Genomic DNA, 18,541 nt, shown 5'->3' with positions numbered 1-18,541 from the left:
GAGTCGTATGAATACAAAAAAACCGGACGTTTTCCGTTTCCCTAAAAGGAAGAGGAACAGCGTCCGGTTTTTTCATGTTCATTCTTGCGGAATGACAAGACCGAGTAATCGGGCAAATGCGATTGCTTGTCCTTCCGTCACGATCGCCCCTGTCAAAAAGCGTGGATCAATCGTAATCCCCGAGACGTCCGCTTGTCGCAAATCGAGTCCTTTTAACGGAGTTTCAACCCACTGGCTTTCCATCAATTCAACATCCTCAAAACGTAAATCGATGAGTTTCCCTTCGAAGAATTGTGTCTCCCGCATCGCCGTCTGCTCGAACGTTACTTGTCGGAGCGATGTCCGAATCACTTGTAAGTAATTCGCCTGGCATGCTTTTACCGTGACATGATCAAGCGATGTTTCTTCTAATTGAACCCCCGTCAGGCGGCAGTCCTGAAACAGAACGCGATGAAAACGACTGTCACGGAACTGGCAACCCGTCAAATCGCACTGCTCAAACCGGACATTTTCAAATGACGCGCGATCAAACACGAGCCCCGCAAATGAGACATTCCGAAAACAGACTTGATTGGCATCGATCCGCTCCGTCAGCTCGATGGGTAACGTTTCTTTTTCATACATCATTTGATACAAGTACGGATCATCGATTTCGATTTCTGCAAATGTTTCGACTGCTAAATTATTCGGGACATCCGGTAGATGGATCATCGGTTTTTTCTTCATTCTCTCCCAACCCTTCTTCTTCTCAGTCCTTAGTGTACCAAACCTGTTACCTAAATATGACTCAAGAGGATGATCTCTAAAGTCATGCCGCGCTCTAAAAAGTGATGACATGTACACTCTTTTTCAATTTTTGATTTGAGACACTTTGAGACCGTGCTAGAATCAACATAAATAAAATAAGAACAAACGTTCTAAAAGGAGTGATTTTCGTGTCTTCTGATGCGGACTTTCCAAACCAACGTATTTTTTGCGTGGATAGTGTCTCTTTTTATGCCAGTTGCGAGTGCCATTACCGAAATCTACCACCATTAACAACAAAATTAGCCGTCGTTTCCGATTTAAAACGGAGCGGCTCCGTCATTTTAGCGGCGAGCCCTGCTTTGAAGACGCTTGGTATCAAAACGGCAAGTCGTCTCTACCAGATTGAACAACTCCCGTACAAGGAACGAAAGCAGATTCACCTCGTCGAACCACGCATGTTATGCTACATGAAAACGTCGATTCGTGTCCTCGATGTGCTCCATCAATTCGGACCACCGGAAGCAATCCGGGTATACTCGATTGACGAAAGTTTCATCGACATGACGGGAACGGAGCACCTCTTCGGTACGGATTTTGAAGCTGCTAACCAATTACAGTCAGCCATCCTGGAACAAACCGGTATTCACGTCCGAATCGGGATTGGTCCTAATAACGTCATCGCGAAACTTGCCCTTGATTTACTCGGGAAAAAACAGGGCATTGCGCGTTGTGGTTATGCTGATGTCCCCCGTCTCTTACATGACTTTCCCGTTCGCAAGATGTGGGGGATCGGTCATCAAATGGAGCACCATCTGAATCAATTAGGCATCGAGACGATCGGCGATTTGGCGGCCGCACCATTAGAAACACTACACGAACGTTTTGGTGTCATCGGTGCCGAACTTTGGCATCATGCATGGGGCATCGATCAATCTCCGACGACGATTGATCCGACCGCTTTATTTCGTCCGGCATCATCCCGACAGAAGACGGTTGGTCATGGCGTGACACTAATGCGTGATTATTACGAATACGACCAGATTCGGCTGGTCTTAAGTGAGCTCGCAAGCGATGTCGCAGCCCGCGTCCGCTTTTCCAATCAACTTGGATGGACGGTTCACTTAGGTGTCCGTTACTCGAGACATATCGTCCGGGCAGGGTTTTCAAAGCAACTCCGTCTCCCTTATCCGACTTCAGACGAACGGATTATCCTGCGGCATATCCTTCAGCTGTTCGAGCCGAACTGGCTCGAACACGAACCGATTCGTTTTTTGTCCGTCTCGCTCGGTCAACTTGTCCCCGACCAAGGTGCACTGCAACTGTCGTTGTTCGAAGACAATACCCGTGTTTGGAAACGCAAACGCTTGTTAAAGGCAATCGATCATGTCAACGTCCGTTACGGGAAGGGAACCATCCGCCTCGCTGTTTCTTTTCTTGATACAAGTGTCGCCAAGCGCCGCCTCCGCTTCGTCGGTGGTCATCCGGGAGGTGACGGCAATGACACGGTATCGTGACCGTGGCAATTTAAAATGGATTCCGTTTTTGATGCCGGAGTACATTCAACTGTTGCGCGACTATTATAAAGATACGCATCGTTTAACACTACCGCCCATCGATGAACAACTTCAAGAATCATGGCAATTCATCCTCGAAGAAGCATTAATGGAAGGAAAAGAACTTGAAATCACGTATTATAAGGAAGGAAGCTATATCACACTGACCGGATTCATCGAACGAATCGAGCGCGAACGAGGACTTCTGTACGTCCGGAGTCAAAATTCGATCGAAATTCCCCTGATGCGACTAGTTCGGATTGAAAACGGGTAGGAGTGACAGTGGGCTTCAATAATGCACTTATCTCTTGAATTATGATTTGAAAGAAGGAATGTTTGTATGTTTGAATGGTTTACTTCACTCCCCGTCGTGATCCAGGCATTACTCGCCGGGATGATGACATGGGGCTTGACCGCACTTGGGGCGGCACTTGTTTTCGTCTTTACGACAATTGAAAAAAAGGTCATGAATATGATGCTCGGCTTCGCCGCCGGTGTCATGATCGCTGCGTCCTTTTGGTCACTGCTCGCTCCGGCGATTGAATTTACGGAACAGGATGGTGGCATCGCCTGGCTTCCGGCTGCAATCGGATTTTTAGCAGGTGGCTTCTTCGTTCGCTTACTCGACTTCGTCACACCACATTTACACTTATCCGCACCACTTGAAAATGCAGAAGGCCCTTCGACCGGTCTTAAAAAGGCAACTCTGCTCTTTTTAGCGATCACCTTGCACAATATCCCGGAAGGTCTAGCAATCGGTGTCGCTTTTGGTGCTGCTGCGTTAAATATGGACGGGGCGACAGTCGCTGGTGCTTTGACGCTCGCACTCGGAATCGGGATTCAAAATATGCCGGAAGGTGCTGCCTTATCGATTCCGCTTCGTGGTGAAGGCATGTCACGCCGTCGCGCTTTCAATTACGGTCAAATGTCCGCTATTGTTGAACCGATTGCGGCAATGATCGGGGCGGCTGCCGTTTTCTTCATTCAACCGTTACTGCCTTACGCACTCGCCTTTGCAGCCGGCGCGATGATTTTTGTTGTCGTTGAGGAATTGATTCCTGAATCACAAGCTGAAAACGGCTCGGATTTAGCGACACTCGGTCTAATGGTCGGCTTTACCGTCATGATGATTCTTGATGTCGCCTTAGGCTAAAAACAAACTGATTGAACAAAAAAAAACTCCTTCATCGCCGGTGAAGGAGTTTTCAGATTAATATTGGAATGACTTTTGAGTCCTTACCTTTCAACGTGTACCTTTAATTATTTTTTGAGGATGCGCATCGCATTTAAAACAGCCAGGACGGTTACACCAACATCCGCAAACACAGCTTCCCACATCGTCGCGAAACCAAATGCACCAAACAGGAGAAACACGGCTTTCACGCCAAGTGCGAAGAAAATGTTTTGATAGACAATTTTTCGTGTCGCACGGGCAACCTCAATTGCTTCGACCAACTGCTTTGGTTCATCTGTCATGAGGACGATATCTGCGGCTTCAATCGCCACATCACTGCCGAGTCCGCCCATCGCGATTCCGACATCGGCTCGTGTCAAAACAGGGGCATCATTGATGCCGTCGCCAACAAAGGCCACTTTTCCATCCGCTTGCTTCAAAATCAGTTCGAGTTGTTCGACTTTTTGATCAGGTAATAGTTCTGCTGCAACTTCGTCAATCCCGATTTGACGACCAATCACTTCTGCTGTTGCCAGGCGGTCCCCTGTTAACATAATCGTTTTCTTCACACCGAGTGCCTTGAGGCGAGCAAGTGCTTCAACCGTGCTGTCTTTAATGTGATCAGCAATTCGGATGTAGCCCAGGTACGTATCATTGCGTGCGACATGAACGTACGTCCCGTCTGCCGTTTGATCAAGCGTCTCATAACCAAGTTCGTTGAACCAACGGGCATTCCCGGCACGAATCGTATCCGTTCCGAAGCGACCGACGACACCTGATCCTGCGACTTCGCGATACTCTTGAACGGATTCCGTCACTTCACCATAACTTGCATATGTCCGTTGGATGGACTTTGCAATCGGATGATTCGAATGCTGTTCAACAAGCGTTGCCACTTTCAATAATTCTTCGTCTGAACAGGCAACCGGGCGGAGTTCCGTCACTTCAAAGACCCCTTCTGTCAAGGTCCCTGTTTTATCAAAAACGACCGTATCCAGCTGTTGTAATGACTCGAGGTGATTTCCACCCTTCACGAGAATCCCTCGTTTTGAAGCGGCACCAATTCCACTGAAGAACCCGAGCGGAATTGAAATGACGAGCGCACAGGGACAACTGATGACAAGAAAAACAAGTGCCCGGTAAATCCAGTCCTCCCATGTCGCACCCGTGACAAACAATGGAGGCAAGACAGCAAGCAATGTCGCAATCCCGACGACTGCCGGTGTGTAGACACGAGCAAATCGGGTGATGAATTTTTCCGTCGGCGCCTTGTGGCGCGAAGCATTTTCAACGAGATCAAGAATTTTTGCGACCGTTGACTCACTATAGAGACGGTCGACTTGAATCAACAGTCGCCCATCTGTATTGATCGTTCCTGCAAGAATCGTATCGTTCGTGCGGACACGTCGTGGTACTGATTCTCCCGTCAAGGCGACGGTATCGATGAATGCTTCTCCTTCAAGGATTGTTCCGTCGAGCGGAATTTTTTCGCCCGGTCGGACTAAAATTCGTTGCCCGACCTTCACTTGTAACGGACTAATCGTTTGTCCATTTTCAAGAGTTGCCGTCTCAGGACGAATATCCATTAATTCAGCAATCGATTTGCGGGATTGATCGACTGCCCGGTGTTGGAAAAACTCACCGACTTGATAAAACAGCATGACGGCGACCGCTTCCGGGTACTCGCCAATTAGAAAAGCACCAACCGTCGCGATGACCATCAAGAAATTTTCATCAAATACTTGTCCCTGACGAATATTTCGGATCGCGTTTCGTAACACATCCCAACCGATTAAGAAGTAAGCCAGCGCAAATGAGATAAGTTCAATTGAGCTCGGTAAAAAGAAGGCACTGATGAAGGCAACCCCACCGATGCTGTATTGAATCTTTTTCATTTTCGTTAAAAATGGACCGTGGTCATGAACATGACTTTCGTCAGATGGAACGTCACGAGAAACTTCGACGTTCGGCTCTAATTCTTGTACCCGTTTGACGACCGCATCGTATGTTGCGTCATCCGGTGCCTCTCCTTGATAAGTGATATAAAGCTTTTGTCCCGTAAAATCAAGATTTGCCGCTTCGATTCCTTCGACAGTCGAAACACCACGCTCGACCTTCGCCGCACAATTGGCACAATCAATTCCTGAAATTCGTAATCGCTCAGTTTTCGTTTCCATTCCTCCACCTCATTCAAATGTTCGTTTGATTATAAGTCCATCCTACTCTTTTTTTATTCATTCGACAAGGTGTTTTCGTTATCGGTCTTGCGCCCGATATTCAGATTAGTTCTACCTCAGAAGAATGAAACATGATATGTTTTTAGATAGTAAAATATAGAAGGAGAATAACATGCATATCTTAGAATTACTTAAAGCACTCTTACTCGGTTTCGTCGAAGGGATGACGGAATTCGCCCCGGTCTCTTCAACTGGTCATATGATCATCGTCGATGACATGTGGCTCCAAACAACGGACTTTCTCGGAAAATACTCCGCGAACACCTTTAAAATCGTCATTCAGCTCGGATCAATCCTTGCCGTCATCGTCGTCTTTTGGAAACGGTTGTTTAGCTTAATCGGACTCTATAAAATCGAAGGCGAGCATGATGCGACGGGCACACACAAATTAAAACTGCGTCACGTCTTAATCGGACTGCTTCCTGCTGCCGTGCTCGGTTTATTGTTCGAAGACTTCATCGATGAAAACCTCTTTTCAATCGATACCGTCATCATCGGTCTCGCTGTCGGTGCCATCTTGATGATTGCAGCGGATAAACTCGGTCCAAAAGAACCGAAAACGACGACACTCGACCAAATTACTTACCGCCAAGCGGCACTCGTCGGATTGTTCCAATGTATTTCGCTTTGGCCAGGATTTTCGCGTTCCGGTTCAACGATTTCCGGCGGGGTCTTCCTCGGGATGAATCACCGGACAGCCGCCGACTTTACGTTCATCATGGCCGTACCGATCATGTTCGGAGCCAGTTTCCTCTCGCTCGTTAAGAACTGGGATTACATCAATGTAGGCGATCTTGGCTTTTACATCGTCGGTTTTGTTGCATCGTTCGCGTTTGCGCTACTATCGATTCGTTTCTTCTTGAAACTGATCAATAAAATCAAACTTGTTCCGTTTGCGATCTATCGCCTTGTCTTAGCTGGGATTCTTGCAATCGTCGTTTACATGTAAGAAACAAAAAAACTATCAGTTTTTTGCTGATAGTTTTTTGTTTTTTTGAAACTTATTGAAACCGTTTAGGGTATATAGTAGATGAGATACAGAAAAAGGAGTGAACGAATTATGGCACGTAGAAATCGTGGGGGTTCTAAATTACCTCTCATCATCGGAATTGCTGTTGTTGTCATCATTGCATTTTTAGCAATCGGACAATACAACAGTCTCGTAAACGTCGAAGAAGATGTTTCGAACAAATGGTCACAAGTCGATAACCAAATTAAACGACGGGCGGATCTCATCCCGAATCTCGTCGAGACTGTTAAAGGTGTCGCTGGTCAAGAAGAAAAAGTTTACGGCGATATCGCAGAAGCACAAGCCGGCCTTGCCCGCGCTGCTTCGACAGAACAACGGATTGAAGCCGACCAGCAAGTCACGTCTTCTCTCCGTGGATTAATCGCCTTACAAACGACGTATCCGGACCTCAAATCAAGTGAACGATTCCAATCATTGATGGATACGCTTGAAGGGACAGAAAACCGTCTCGGTATCGCACGGAAAGATTACAACGATGCAGTCACACTCTACAATAAGAAACGTCGCAGTTTCCCAACTTCGCTTTATGCTTCGGCGTTTGGTTTTGATAAAAAACCATACTATGAAATTTCAGAAAGCGACCGCGAAAACCCAACGGTCGATTTCAACAGTGATTCGAAATGATTTGGCGAAGAACGCGCCTCCTTTTGAGTGCGTTCCTCGTTTTCTTCCTTCTGACTCCGACTGCCGAAGCCGTATCAGAACGCACGGGAGCCGCTTTCTTCATCCAAGATGATGCAAAGTTGCTGACCGCGTCGGAAGAAGCGGAACTCGCTCGTCTTGGTCAGGAACTCGAACAATATACGACCGCACAAGTCGTTTTAAAAACTGTCCCCGACTTAAAAGGACAGGACTTGAGCACGTATGCGAATGAAACCTTCCGTGCCCAAGGGATTGGACAAGAAGGAAAAGATAACGGTGTCATGGTGATCGTGGCACCAAACGAAAAAAGCCGGAATTTCCGGATTGAAGTTGGCTACAAGCTTGAGGGTGTCCTGACCGATATCACGGCAGGCCGGATCCTCGACCAATATGCCGTTCCTTATCGTGACGAAGGCGATTACGGAAAAGCAGCTTCAGAAACCTATAAAGCCGTCATCAGTGTCGTCTCGAAGGAACAGTCACTCGAATCACAAGATCCGCCTAAAGCGAATGCTGAAGAGGGATTGAGTCTTTGGGTCAAAATCGTCATCGGTGCAGGCCTTGTCCTGTTATTGTTCTTGGATATGAAATTTACAGGTGGCATGTTCTTCTTCGCAATCATCAACATTCTGTCAGCCGTTATGCGCGGCGGTGGCGGTGGTGGTGGTGGAAGTCGTGGTGGCGGCGGTAGTTCCGGCGGCGGTGGCGCAGAAAGGTAGGCGCAAATAATGAACGGATTATACATGGTTCTTATTTTTTACGGCGTGATGACCGTCGTCGGCTTCTTCTCGATGTGGTCCGATAAACGTCGCGCGAAACAACACGCGCAACGGACGCCGGAAGCTACATTGCTTTGGATTGCCTTTCTCGGAGGTGCGCTCGGTTCATTACTCGGGATGCAACTCGTACGTCATAAAACACGCAAACCGAAATTCCAGTTACTTGTCCCGCTTGCTCTTTTGTTACACGCGACGGGCTGGGTTTTGTTCATGACAGCATGATCGATCGTTTTACTTTTCGTTTCAATCACCCGATAAAGAAGATAGAGGATTCGATTTTCTTCGAATTCTCTATCTTTTTTTAGTTTGGTCAATAGCGTATTAAATGTTTGAATTCAGGTTACATTTCAATTATCTTTGGGTAAAGTATTTAACCAATTTAATAAATACATCTTTTTTTAGATGTATCTCTCTACAGGAAAGGTGGAAATCATTTTATGTGGCATCCTTGCGCCGAATGTACGACAACGATCCGTTTTATCGAGGCCGGCTCCTTACATATCCAGTCGAGCATCCCTCAAGTTTATTCGTACACATCGTTTAACCAGTTAGAGGAGCTTCTTGAATCAACGTTACAGATTAATGATGTTCCCGTCTCATGTCGAAAAGATGGATCGCGCTTTTCTACCCCAATGCTTCTCGCTTCTGTTCTACTCGAGCAATTACGTCATCGTCAAGCCATCGACTTCATCCAAACAGGTAACATGACGAGTCACCTGCAACCGATTTACGATATTCAGGCCAACACGCTGTTCGCGAATGAGGCACTCCTTCGCGCCGCTGATCACAATGTCTCGATGTCACCAGGTATTCTTTTTTCGACTGCTTCAAAGATGGGACTCCACTCACGACTTGATCAACGCGCACGCGAAGAAGCGATTCGCGCGACACATCATATTGGCGGAACAGAGAAAACATTCATCAACTTCCTTCCCTCGACGATTTATAACCCAGAATACTGCCTTCGTCATACGTTCGAAATCGTCGAACGATATAATGTCGACCCGAGTCGTCTTGTGTTTGAAGTCGTCGAAACGGAAAAAATTGAAGACGTCAATCACTTGAAACATGTCTTCGAACAATATAAAAAACAAGGGATACAAGTCGCGCTTGATGATGTCGGCGCCGGCTTCTCGACACTCGATATGTTGACGTTGTTGCAACCGGACTATATCAAAATCGATCGGTCTTTCATCTCGAACTGTGATACGGTCGCAGAAAATGAAGCCTTCTTACGAAAAGCTCGCCATCTTACGAAAGAAATGGGAATCAAGATTTTAGCAGAGGGCATCGAACGCGAGGAAGAACTCGAGCTTTGCCGGCAGCTTGGTTTCGATCTTGGCCAAGGATATCTGCTTGGTCGCCCTGCACCTTACGCACAATTCGCAAAGGCACAATAACAAGAAAAACAGCCCCCATTTTTTAAGCAGGGACTGTTTTTTCATGAAGTTGTGATGATCTCGACATCATTTTGCTTAAGCACGCCCAGTAAACGTGCTGGCGATAAATCCGTCTCAATCAACTGACATAATGGTTCTTGTCCGATTCGTGCTGCCAACTGACTAAGTTCTACCGATGTCAGTCCTAAATCAAGACTCGTTATCGGTTGTCCGTTTTTTTGTAAATACGTCCGCAACTCGTTGTATGCTTCACTTTCACCCAACAACTGCTCCTGGACCAAGAGACCATATCCGACCTTACTTCCGTGTAAAATTGAATGTGTTGATGCAAAAGGAGACATCGCATTATGGACACCATGACCAATTGCCCCACGCGTCGCATCATCACCAAACCCGCCGACACTACCCGCTAACGGAATGACGGTTTCCACCAAGTGTTCGATGCTGGACGGATACGCCCGAAAAATCTCCTCGCTGATTGGTGTTTTTAAGATGAGGTCTTTGCACTGCTCCGCAACCCGTAAAGCCATTTCAATGATTGGATTCTCCACTGTGATCCCACTTAAAGCACGTGCCTCATACCATTTTGCAAGTGTGTCTACGAGACCCGCGACAAAATAATCATAGGGGCTCGCCGACAGAATCCGATGGTCGAGTAAAAGTGCCTCGATGACAACCGGCAGCGTATCAAAACGAAGATATTGACCTTGCGTGTCGTACATGACGCTAAGTGGCGTCCACGGCGCACAATTCGAGACGATCGTCGGAATGACAATCAAAGGTCGGTTCAATTGAACAGCAACTTTCTTTGCCGTATCAATCAATGATCCGCCCCCTAACGCAACGATGACGTCATATGTCGCACATGCCTTGACTAATTCCGCGACTTGAAAATCCGTACAATGCCCTTGAAACAGGACTTTCGGTAATGCTGGCAAGTAAGGATTCGCCGCTTGTAAGGCTTTTGCTCCGTGTAGTAGCACGCCACTCCGCTTCCCAAGCAACGTGTCAAGCTGAGATACGGCTTCTTTTTCATGTATGTATTGCAAAACTGCTTGACGAATCATCTAAATCCCCTCATTCCATTATTTGTTATTGCTCAGTATACGCAGACTGTTCCTTTCTTACAACCCCTCATTTCATTCGATTTTCATACTGAATAAGCGTACACTTATGAAGATAAAACGATTACATGAAGGAGGACTTCCACTCATGCAACACGTCACACTCAACAACGGTCTAAGTATGCCTCAACTCGGTTACGGTGTTTTTAAAGTACCCGAAGAAGAAGTGTATCAAGCAGTACTGGAAGCGTTACGTGCCGGCTATCATTCAATCGATACGGCGATGATTTATGAAAATGAAGCAGGTGTCGGACGCGCATTACGTGACTCTGGAATTCCGCGCGAAGAAATTTTTCTGACGACGAAAGTTTGGAATGCGGATCAAGGATATGCAGAAACGCTCGCAGCCTTCGAAACAAGCCTCACTAAACTCGGGGTCGATTATGTCGATTTATATCTTATCCATTGGCCGATGCCGAACGAAGATCGTTACGTGGACACATGGCATGCGCTCGAAGAACTGTACAAGCAAGGAAAAACGAAAGCCATCGGTGTTTCGAACTTCCATATCCCCCACTTGAAGCGGATTCTGGAAGAAGGAACCGTCGTACCTGCTGTCAATCAGATTGAATTACATCCGTTCTTAAGTCAGGAAGAAATTCGGACGTTTTGTAAGGAACACGACATTTTAGTTGAAGCATGGAGTCCGCTCATGAAGGGACGCGACGCCTTGACTGAACCTGTCATCACGGACATCGCGACGACAAAAGACAAAACACCAGCCCAAGTCATTCTCCGCTGGCACATTCAACACGGGATTATCGCAATTCCGAAATCGGTCACGCCGAGTCGAATTCGTGAAAACCTGGCAGTCTTTGACTTCGAACTTTCAGCAACTGAGATGCAACAACTTGATGCGTTAAATCAAAATCAACGAACCGGTTCGAATCCGGATGAAATGCATAAAAAATAATCAAAAAAGGGAGGGCCGTTTTCGGCTCCTCCCTTTTAGTAACTTTTTCAAGAGCGGATTAACGATCGAGATTGTTTCCGTGATCTTGCTCGGCTACATCATCCGAGTGTGACTGCGTCTGTTTCTTATTTTCTTCATCACGCTCAGAGTCGAGCCGTTTGAAATCGTCATCGCGACGCATCGCAATGTCCGGCTTGCGGTCCTGTTCTACTTTTGCCCGATTGATGGCTTGTTCGTCTTGCGGCATCTGATCCGTTCCGGCTCGGTGTAAATCAACTTCGGCATGTTCTTCCTTAGAGTCCCGATCGACATCAAGCGTATTCCCTGAACCGAGTTGGGCATTTGAATTTGCAGCGCTCGATGTGTGCGTCTCATCATAACTGCCGTAACGGACTTTGACATCTTCATGTGTATTGTCCGTATTCAAATGCGGATCAAACTGAATATCCTGAACCTCAATCAGAAGTACGAATCCGCCGCCCTCGACTTCGACTTTACGTTCTTCTACATCTTCTGCAGGTAAATCAAGTGAGTCGAACAATTGATCGACTTCTTGATCGCGCCCTTTGTTGCCGCGGATCCGATCCATCCAAGATGGTTTTGTCGCCGCAATTTCCGCGTCCATTTGACTGCGGACGAGTTCGATATCTGATTTTTCCTTGACGATGACATAAAAATCTTCTTCACGGTGCCCCTGAATATGCAATTCATCCATTTTCGAGATTAACTCTTCTTCCGAGTAATACGTACCGATGTATTGTTTCGTTTTCATATGAATCTCCCCTTATGTTCGTTTTGTCGTACAACGTATCCTTATAAGGAGTATTTCCTGTTTCTCTGTAAAATATGCCAACAAGTCGGCTCTTCCATAAAAAAATAATCTATTTGACATGTTTATTCGCCAATCAGCTTTAATCCGACCGTCGCACTAAGAATCAGACCGATACATACTATCCGCTTCCAGTCTTTCGCTTCCTGATAAAAAATCATACTCAGTACTGTTCCACCGGCTGCCCCGATTCCTGTCCAGACAGCGTAAGCTGTTCCCATCGGCAATCCGTTCATCGCAAGTGTCAGAAAAACAAAACTCAAGCCGAATCCGCCAAACATCAATAGACCATTCTTGAACGTTTTATGCTGATTAAACGTATTGATGAAAACGACACCCAGCATTTCAAACAATCCGGCAATAAGGACAAATAACCAACTCATTCTTCCACCTCCCCACTGACTAATTTCAATCCGATGACACCCATCAAAAGCACACCAATCAATCCTAACTTCATGACTGACGCACTTTGGTCAAATAAAATGATGTCCAATATGACCGTCCCGACTGTTCCAAGGCCGACGAAGACCGCATAAACTGTTCCAACCGGCAAATGGTTACTCGCCTTAATCAAGACAGCAAAGCTGATGATGATGCTGATGATTGTTCCCATCCATTCGAGTACGCTATCTGCATGTTTCAAACCGACTACCCAAGCAACTTCAAAAAAGGAAGCCACTAGAATTCCTAACCAGTATTTCGTCATCACTTTTCCTCCTAACATTCATCCTAAAAAATAAAAAAAGCCCGGAAGCAGGCGTCTAGACGCTCTACTCCCGGGCTTTTATCCCTCCGTTGCATGAGGTGTACTCATGTGCCTCCCTCGGTCCAAGTCTACGTTGCCGTACGGAACCCTAGTGGCTAGCTATTTCGTTCGATGTCTTCACCCTAGCACGCTTGATTTTATGTGTCAAACAGGAGAATCCACTACCGTTAGCCAATATAGATAAGTGAATCAATCAAAGAGGAGGGTCTCATCATGCGCTACAAAATCAACGATCAACTTCGGATTCGACGTTTCACACCAGAAGATTTGGAGGCTGTTCATTCCTATGCCTCACAACCAATCGCCAGTCAGTATCAGTCGTGGGGACCGAACTCTGAGAGTGATACAAAACAGTTTTTACACGATGCACTTGAAAGTGAGCTCGAAAGTCCACGTCGTCGCTATGTCTTCGCCGTCACCTCTCCTGACGATCATGTCATCGGCGCGGGAGAGCTCATCGTCACCGACACAGAACATAAAATCGCAGAAATTGGATATATTTTATCGCCTGACGAATGGGGCAATGGTTACGCGACATCGATTGCAACATTTTTACTCGAATTCGGCTTCGAAAAATTAAACTTACATCGCATCACGGCAACATGTGATCCGCGAAATGTCGCTTCGGAGCGTGTCTTGCAAAAGGTTCGGATGACGCGCGAAGGTTTGTTACGGGAAACCGTTTATTTAGAAGACCACTGGCGCGATTCGTTGATTTACAGCATGCTCGACTGGGAGTGGCAGATTGATCACGAAGCAGAATAACTTCATTTCACCAAAAGAGATGGTCGAATTTCTAGCGAAATTCGTCCGTCTCTTTTTTGATTTATTCACGGCGGAATATGTCCTATGAAACCGTTCCCATAATTTAGTTCATTTTTACTATTTCTGATATCCAGCTCTTTTTCCAAAAAGAAAGTGCTAAACTTATCTTTAGACATGCTAAATTACAATTTTAATGATAGGAGCTCAATGAATGAAATCTTATAAATATTGGTTTACGAGTATCACGGCATCTGTCATGTTACTCGGGTCTCTCCCACTACAAGGCCACGCGGATACGAATCCGACACCAATGGAAGTGACAGAACAAACAGAAACAGAACAAGCAACCGGAACGCAGTACACACTTTCCGAAACTCCTGTTTTTGAGACTGCTGACGAGACGACCCTCGTCAAGACGTTACCAGCAACGACCGCCGTCGAAACCTTTGGCACAGATGGTCTCTTTACACGCATTTCAATCGATGGCGTCTATCGCTTCGTCAAGACAACGCAACTTGCAAAGCAACCGGTTTATCAAAAAATCGATTCGCAATACATAACAGCACTCTCGCCTTCCTATACGACTGCTTCAATTGATACGCCGACAGGAAAATCAATCACTCAAAATACGTTAATCGATACGTACGGGACATCGGGTGACTTCACGCGGATTAAACAAGGCGACGTTTACGTCTTCGTTTCAAGTAAATTCTTAAGTAAGACACCTGTTTATGAAACGACAGACACTCAATTCGCCCAACAACAAACTGTGATTTATACAGATGCCGATACGACAAGTAAACAACTTGGGAGCTATTCTTTAAATGCTACCGTCAAAACATACGGGACGTCCGGCACATTCACCCGTGTCCAGTTCAATGGTGTTTACGGCTTCGTGCTTACAAAACAACTCGGTTCAAAGGAAGTTGAATCGTATCCGCTGACCGGGAAAAAGTACGCCCAACAAACGACATCCATTTACGACAAAGCAGCAACAAGTTCGGTCATCGGGACGCTAGCACCGAATCAATCGGTCGATCTTTACGGGACATCTGGTCTTTATTCCCGCGTCCGAATCAATGATACCTACGGATACGTATTGACGGCGCACCTCGGCGATTCCGTCGTCTACGCAAAGACCGATCGGCTTTACGTCCAAGATACGACACCGATTCAGGTAGAGCCAAACAGTTCGAGCACCGTCTTGAAGCATCATAAACAAAATACACTTTTGACGATTTATGGCACGAGCGGTGCCTACAGCCGAATCATTTTCCGTGGCGAGTATGCGTACGTCTTGACGAGCTCGCTCGCGAAATCAAAAGTCTATGCCAAAACAGATCGCCTGTACATCCAAAAAACGACACCGATTCAGGTAGAGCCAAACAGTTCGAGTACCGTCTTGAAGCACCATAAACAAAATACACTTTTGACGATTTACGGGACGAGCGGCGCCTATAGCCGAATCATCTTCCGCGGCGAATACGCGTACGTTTTGACGAGCTCGCTCGCGAAATCAAAAGTCTATGCCAAAACGGATCGCCTGTACATCCAAAAAACGACACCGATTCAGGTGGAGCCAAACAGTTCGAGCACCGTCTTGAAGCATCATAAACAAAATACACTCTTGACGATTTACGGGACGAGCGGCGCCTATAGCCGAATCATCTTCCGCGGTGAATATGCGTACGTCTTGACGAGCTCACTCGCGAAATCAAAAGTCTATGCCAAAACAAATCGCCTGTACATCCAAAAAACAACACCGATCCAGCAATCCCCAAGCAGTTCAAGTACGGTTCTTAAGCATCATCAAAAGAACACGCTCTTGACGATTTACGGGACGAGCGGCGCCTATAGCCGAATCATCTTCCGCGGTGAATATGCATACGTCTTGACGAGTTCGCTCGCAGCAACGAAAGCAGATCTGTATGCGACGACAGGAACACGTTACGTGACCGAAGACAAGTTGGTCGTCCATCCAAAAGCCAGTCTTAGCGGAAACATTGGGACACTGAAAAAAGGAGCATTAATCACGACCTACGGAAAAAGCGGTTACTACACACGCGTTAAAATCGGATCACGCTTCGGATTCGTTGACTCAAGTCGGCTCGGTTTAAATAAACCGACATCTAAAGCCAAAGTCGGGACCGTCTTTTACGTCCATTTCAACCAAACACCACTCTTTTCTGCTGACGTCGCCTACAGTCGTCCGGCGAGTCACTTAAGCAAAGGAACGAAATTGATCGGATTAAAATCGATTGATGATGACTTTTGGCAAGTCCGTCTACCGAATGGTCAAACGGGTTACGTCCTCAATCCTTATATCGGAACGAGCAAACCGGATATGCGGTATAACGAGCAAGCCATCAATCGTTCAAAAGTCTATACGGTCAAAGCAACGACTTCATTTTATGACACACCTGCCAGTCCAAAAAGTGCCGGGTTGGTCGAAAAAGGCAAGCGTGTGTATCCGCGTTACCGCGTCGGTAATTTCTATGTCATTCAGTCCGGCTGGACGCCCGTCTACATCCCGGTGACGGCCCTTACAGTGACGAGCGAAACAAAAGTTGACAAGAAAAATAATTCACGTGGCGAAAAGTTGATTCAAGCTGCTGTTGCCCATATCGGTACTCCGTACACATGGGGATCACAAAACGTGGCGAATGGTGGATTCGATTGTTCCGGCTTGATTCATTATGCGACGAACCAAGCCGGAAAATACGGCGGACGGACGAATGTCCGCGGTTACTGGTACGGAGCGTTCTTTACAAATCAACGCACAAGTATCAGTTCCGGAAAACGCTCGGATATCGTCTTCTTCGAAAACACGTATACGGATGGCCCCTCGCATATCGGGATCATGTTAGATAGTAAACACTTCATTCATGCCGGAGGATCACAACTGCAAATCAGTTCAATTTACGAGCCGCACTGGCGTGAGCACTTCCTCGGTTTCAAATCAATGTAATGATTAAAAAAACGGACCTTCCCTAACCCGGGAGGTCCGCTTCTTTTAGCTAACATTAAAATGTCATTTCCGCATATTTCGTAACTTGGCGATCGATTAAGTACAATTCGATTTGCTCGCGATACGCTTTATAGTGGTCTGACGCAATATGCGCTTCTAACGCTTCTTCATCTTGATAGACTTCATACAGCATGAACTGATGTTCATCTTCAATCGATTGATGTAAGCTATAACGCAAGCACCCCGGCTCGTTTTGTGAAGCTTTGTAGACCGTACTTAAAATCGGAAAGACTTGATCGGCTAAACCTGCTTTGACTGTGATGACCGCGTTGACAATAATTTCTCCCATGACTTGTTTTCCTCCTCATCATTCATTACTCCTATCTCTACCCGTTTTATAGAAAGTCATACCTCAAAAACCTGAAAGGATGATTATGATGCAACAGCAACTCTTCACTCAACTCGATCAACTCGAACAACAAATCATTGAAAGACGTCGTGATCTGCACCGTCACCCGGAACTCTCTTTTCAAGAAGTGCGGACACCAAACGCCATCGCCTCATTTTATGATGAGCTTGGTCTCCCTTACCGCAGGAACGTCGGTGGTAGCGGGATCGTCGCGACCCTCAAAGGAAAACATCCTGGAAAGACCATCGCCATTCGGGCCGATTTCGATGCCCTGCCACTGCAGGAGGAAACGGATCTCGCCTTCCGTTCGATTCATCCGGGTGTCATGCATGCGTGTGGACATGACGGACATACGGCGATTGCACTCGGTCTTGCCTCGGCCTTTACAGCACTGCAAGAAGACCTTCACGGAACAATCGTGTTCATTCATCAGCACGGGGAAGAAGTCTTCCCGGGTGGTGCCATTCAAATGATTGAAGACGGCTGTCTTGACGGGGTCGATGCAATTTTCGGTACGCATCTCGAAAATGACTTACCTGTCGGAACAATTGGCTATCACGCAGGACATACGCTGTGCGCCATCGATGAATTCGAAATCGTTGTCCACGGACAGGGTGGTCATGCGCAAGCCCCTCATAAAACACAAGATGCACTCGTCGCCGGGGCACAACTCGTCTGTAATCTCCAACACCTCGTCAGTCGGCGCGTTGATCCGTTTTCACCTGCCATCATCGCAATCGGTTCATTCCATGCCGGAACGGCTCCGAACATCGTTACTGGTGAGGCACGGATTGTCGGTGAAATCCGGACATTTGACGAAGCGCTGCGTCACCAGTTACGCCAGCAGGTCGATTTAGTTGCTCGGACGACGTGTGCCGGAATCGGTGCGAGCTACTCCATCGACTTTACGACGGGTTATCCATCCCTTTGGAATCATCCGGTAGAAACAAATCTCGTTAAAGAAGCGACGGCTTTCTTAGGTGAGGCATCTGTCAAAGAACTCAAACCGATGATGGCAGCAGACGATTTCGCCTATTATTTAGAGCGTACCCCAGGAAGCTACTTCTTTACGGGGTCCGCCAAAACGGACGGGAGTACGATTTATCCGCAACACCATCCGAAATATGAAATCGATGAACGGGCACTACTCGTCGGCGCGAAATCTCTAGGTGCGACCGTCCTGCATGCCTTACAATCTTAATGAT

The 18,541-nt window shown here is 46.8% G+C and carries 19 protein-coding genes; 12 read left to right on the top strand and 7 right to left on the bottom strand.

The annotated features are described in order from the left end of the window. Positions 1-78: 78 nt before the first annotated feature. Positions 79-726, bottom strand: a complete 648-nt coding sequence (locus KNP96_RS11030) for a pentapeptide repeat-containing protein (RefSeq protein WP_214770503.1) — start codon at positions 724-726, stop codon at positions 79-81. Positions 727-935: 209 nt separating this feature from the next. Between KNP96_RS11030 and KNP96_RS16920 the strand changes: the two genes are divergently transcribed. From KNP96_RS16920 to KNP96_RS11015, 3 genes are all read left to right on the top strand, one after another. Then, a complete protein-coding gene (locus tag KNP96_RS16920) occupies positions 936-2,261 on the top strand; it encodes a Y-family DNA polymerase (protein WP_214767169.1) in 1,326 nt (441 codons plus the stop codon). Further along, positions 2,245-2,574 (top strand): YolD-like family protein, encoded by a 330-nt coding sequence (locus KNP96_RS11020; RefSeq protein WP_088836242.1) that lies wholly within the window; start codon positions 2,245-2,247, stop codon positions 2,572-2,574. Before KNP96_RS16920 ends, KNP96_RS11020 begins: the two co-directional genes overlap by 17 nt. Positions 2,575-2,640: 66 nt before the next feature. Further along, positions 2,641-3,453: a ZIP family metal transporter gene (locus tag KNP96_RS11015; RefSeq protein WP_029332569.1), complete on the top strand. Its 813-nt coding sequence runs from the start codon at positions 2,641-2,643 to the stop codon at positions 3,451-3,453. A 107-nt stretch (positions 3,454-3,560) separates the two neighbouring features. Here the strand turns inward: KNP96_RS11015 and KNP96_RS11010 are convergent, their stop codons facing one another. After that, the gene (locus KNP96_RS11010) at positions 3,561-5,651 is read right to left on the bottom strand and encodes a heavy metal translocating P-type ATPase (protein ID WP_214770500.1); all 2,091 of its coding nucleotides are present in this window, start codon (positions 5,649-5,651) and stop codon (positions 3,561-3,563) included. A gap of 172 nt (positions 5,652-5,823) precedes the next feature. Between KNP96_RS11010 and KNP96_RS11005 the strand changes: the two genes are divergently transcribed. The 5 genes from KNP96_RS11005 to KNP96_RS10985 all read left to right on the top strand — a co-directional run bounded on the left by KNP96_RS11005 (position 5,824) and on the right by KNP96_RS10985 (position 9,562). After that, positions 5,824-6,660, top strand: coding sequence for an undecaprenyl-diphosphate phosphatase (locus tag KNP96_RS11005; RefSeq protein WP_214767175.1), 837 nt, complete (start codon positions 5,824-5,826; stop codon positions 6,658-6,660). 111 nt (positions 6,661-6,771) lie between these two features. After that, positions 6,772-7,365 carry a LemA family protein gene (locus KNP96_RS11000; protein WP_159172805.1) on the top strand — a complete coding sequence of 198 codons (594 nt, stop codon included), beginning with the start codon at positions 6,772-6,774 and terminating at the stop codon, positions 7,363-7,365. Then, positions 7,362-8,102 carry a TPM domain-containing protein gene (locus KNP96_RS10995; RefSeq protein WP_088836238.1) on the top strand — a complete coding sequence of 247 codons (741 nt, stop codon included), beginning with the start codon at positions 7,362-7,364 and terminating at the stop codon, positions 8,100-8,102. The genes KNP96_RS11000 and KNP96_RS10995 overlap by 4 nt, the downstream gene beginning before the upstream one ends. A 9-nt stretch (positions 8,103-8,111) precedes the next feature. Next, positions 8,112-8,384 carry a DUF1294 domain-containing protein gene (locus KNP96_RS10990; protein ID WP_369834755.1) on the top strand — a complete coding sequence of 91 codons (273 nt, stop codon included), beginning with the start codon at positions 8,112-8,114 and terminating at the stop codon, positions 8,382-8,384. A 215-nt stretch (positions 8,385-8,599) separates the two neighbouring features. Beyond that, a complete protein-coding gene (locus KNP96_RS10985; RefSeq protein WP_088836237.1) occupies positions 8,600-9,562 on the top strand; it encodes an EAL domain-containing protein in 963 nt (320 codons plus the stop codon). 41 nt (positions 9,563-9,603) lie between these two features. Here the strand turns inward: KNP96_RS10985 and KNP96_RS10980 are convergent, their stop codons facing one another. Further along, complete coding sequence (locus KNP96_RS10980) at positions 9,604-10,629, bottom strand: iron-containing alcohol dehydrogenase family protein (protein WP_214767177.1); 1,026 nt, start codon at positions 10,627-10,629, stop codon at positions 9,604-9,606. 145 nt (positions 10,630-10,774) lie between these two features. Here KNP96_RS10980 and KNP96_RS10975 point away from each other — a divergent pair, with 145 nt between their 5' ends. Further along, complete coding sequence (locus tag KNP96_RS10975) at positions 10,775-11,599, top strand: aldo/keto reductase (RefSeq protein ID WP_214770497.1); 825 nt, start codon at positions 10,775-10,777, stop codon at positions 11,597-11,599. 58 nt (positions 11,600-11,657) lie between these two features. Here the strand turns inward: KNP96_RS10975 and KNP96_RS10970 are convergent, their stop codons facing one another. From KNP96_RS10970 to KNP96_RS10960, 3 genes are all read right to left on the bottom strand, one after another. After that, entirely contained in the window at positions 11,658-12,371 is a 714-nt protein-coding gene (locus KNP96_RS10970) for a general stress protein (protein WP_088836233.1), read from the bottom strand. Positions 12,372-12,493: 122 nt separating this feature from the next. Next, entirely contained in the window at positions 12,494-12,811 is a 318-nt protein-coding gene (locus KNP96_RS10965; RefSeq protein ID WP_214770494.1) for a DMT family transporter, read from the bottom strand. Next, complete coding sequence (locus KNP96_RS10960) at positions 12,808-13,134, bottom strand: DMT family transporter (protein ID WP_088836231.1); 327 nt, start codon at positions 13,132-13,134, stop codon at positions 12,808-12,810. Before KNP96_RS10960 ends, KNP96_RS10965 begins: the two co-directional genes overlap by 4 nt. 273 nt (positions 13,135-13,407) lie before the next feature. Between KNP96_RS10960 and KNP96_RS10955 the strand changes: the two genes are divergently transcribed. Both KNP96_RS10955 and KNP96_RS10950 read left to right on the top strand, forming a co-directional pair. Then, positions 13,408-13,959, top strand: coding sequence for a GNAT family N-acetyltransferase (locus KNP96_RS10955; RefSeq protein WP_214767185.1), 552 nt, complete (start codon positions 13,408-13,410; stop codon positions 13,957-13,959). A gap of 211 nt (positions 13,960-14,170) precedes the next feature. After that, positions 14,171-16,927 carry an SH3 domain-containing C40 family peptidase gene (locus tag KNP96_RS10950; RefSeq protein WP_251135766.1) on the top strand — a complete coding sequence of 919 codons (2,757 nt, stop codon included), beginning with the start codon at positions 14,171-14,173 and terminating at the stop codon, positions 16,925-16,927. A gap of 55 nt (positions 16,928-16,982) precedes the next feature. Here the strand turns inward: KNP96_RS10950 and KNP96_RS10945 are convergent, their stop codons facing one another. Further along, positions 16,983-17,276, bottom strand: coding sequence for a putative quinol monooxygenase (locus KNP96_RS10945; RefSeq protein ID WP_029332555.1), 294 nt, complete (start codon positions 17,274-17,276; stop codon positions 16,983-16,985). Between the two features lie 88 nt (positions 17,277-17,364). Between KNP96_RS10945 and KNP96_RS10940 the strand changes: the two genes are divergently transcribed. Beyond that, positions 17,365-18,537, top strand: coding sequence for a M20 metallopeptidase family protein (locus KNP96_RS10940; protein ID WP_214770491.1), 1,173 nt, complete (start codon positions 17,365-17,367; stop codon positions 18,535-18,537). Positions 18,538-18,541 lie beyond the last annotated feature (4 nt).

Source organism: Exiguobacterium sp. s133, assembly GCF_018618595.1.
In the GTDB taxonomy this organism is placed as follows: Bacteria; Bacillota; Bacilli; order Exiguobacteriales; family Exiguobacteriaceae; genus Exiguobacterium_A; species Exiguobacterium_A oxidotolerans.
Note: the sequence above shows the minus strand (reverse complement) of the source record. Positions and strands in the feature narration are given on the sequence as shown.

Bases quoted from the DNA above. Each gene is read 5' to 3' on its own strand.
- KNP96_RS11030 (WP_214770503.1), bottom strand. From the start codon at position 726: ATGAAGAAAAAACCGATGATCCATCTACCGGATGTCCCGAATAATTTA.
- KNP96_RS11020 (WP_088836242.1), top strand. From the start codon at position 2,245: ATGACACGGTATCGTGACCGTGGCAATTTAAAATGGATTCCGTTTTTG.
- KNP96_RS11015 (WP_029332569.1), top strand. From the start codon at position 2,641: ATGTTTGAATGGTTTACTTCACTCCCCGTCGTGATCCAGGCATTACTC.
- KNP96_RS11010 (WP_214770500.1), bottom strand. From the start codon at position 5,651: ATGGAAACGAAAACTGAGCGATTACGAATTTCAGGAATTGATTGTGCC.
- KNP96_RS11005 (WP_214767175.1), top strand. From the start codon at position 5,824: ATGCATATCTTAGAATTACTTAAAGCACTCTTACTCGGTTTCGTCGAA.
- KNP96_RS11000 (WP_159172805.1), top strand. From the start codon at position 6,772: ATGGCACGTAGAAATCGTGGGGGTTCTAAATTACCTCTCATCATCGGA.
- KNP96_RS10995 (WP_088836238.1), top strand. From the start codon at position 7,362: ATGATTTGGCGAAGAACGCGCCTCCTTTTGAGTGCGTTCCTCGTTTTC.
- KNP96_RS10990 (WP_369834755.1), top strand. From the start codon at position 8,112: ATGAACGGATTATACATGGTTCTTATTTTTTACGGCGTGATGACCGTC.
- KNP96_RS10985 (WP_088836237.1), top strand. From the start codon at position 8,600: ATGTGGCATCCTTGCGCCGAATGTACGACAACGATCCGTTTTATCGAG.
- KNP96_RS10980 (WP_214767177.1), bottom strand. From the start codon at position 10,629: ATGATTCGTCAAGCAGTTTTGCAATACATACATGAAAAAGAAGCCGTA.
- KNP96_RS10975 (WP_214770497.1), top strand. From the start codon at position 10,775: ATGCAACACGTCACACTCAACAACGGTCTAAGTATGCCTCAACTCGGT.
- KNP96_RS10970 (WP_088836233.1), bottom strand. From the start codon at position 12,371: ATGAAAACGAAACAATACATCGGTACGTATTACTCGGAAGAAGAGTTA.
- KNP96_RS10965 (WP_214770494.1), bottom strand. From the start codon at position 12,811: ATGAGTTGGTTATTTGTCCTTATTGCCGGATTGTTTGAAATGCTGGGT.
- KNP96_RS10960 (WP_088836231.1), bottom strand. From the start codon at position 13,134: ATGACGAAATACTGGTTAGGAATTCTAGTGGCTTCCTTTTTTGAAGTT.
- KNP96_RS10955 (WP_214767185.1), top strand. From the start codon at position 13,408: ATGCGCTACAAAATCAACGATCAACTTCGGATTCGACGTTTCACACCA.
- KNP96_RS10950 (WP_251135766.1), top strand. From the start codon at position 14,171: ATGAAATCTTATAAATATTGGTTTACGAGTATCACGGCATCTGTCATG.
- KNP96_RS10945 (WP_029332555.1), bottom strand. From the start codon at position 17,276: ATGGGAGAAATTATTGTCAACGCGGTCATCACAGTCAAAGCAGGTTTA.
- KNP96_RS10940 (WP_214770491.1), top strand. From the start codon at position 17,365: ATGCAACAGCAACTCTTCACTCAACTCGATCAACTCGAACAACAAATC.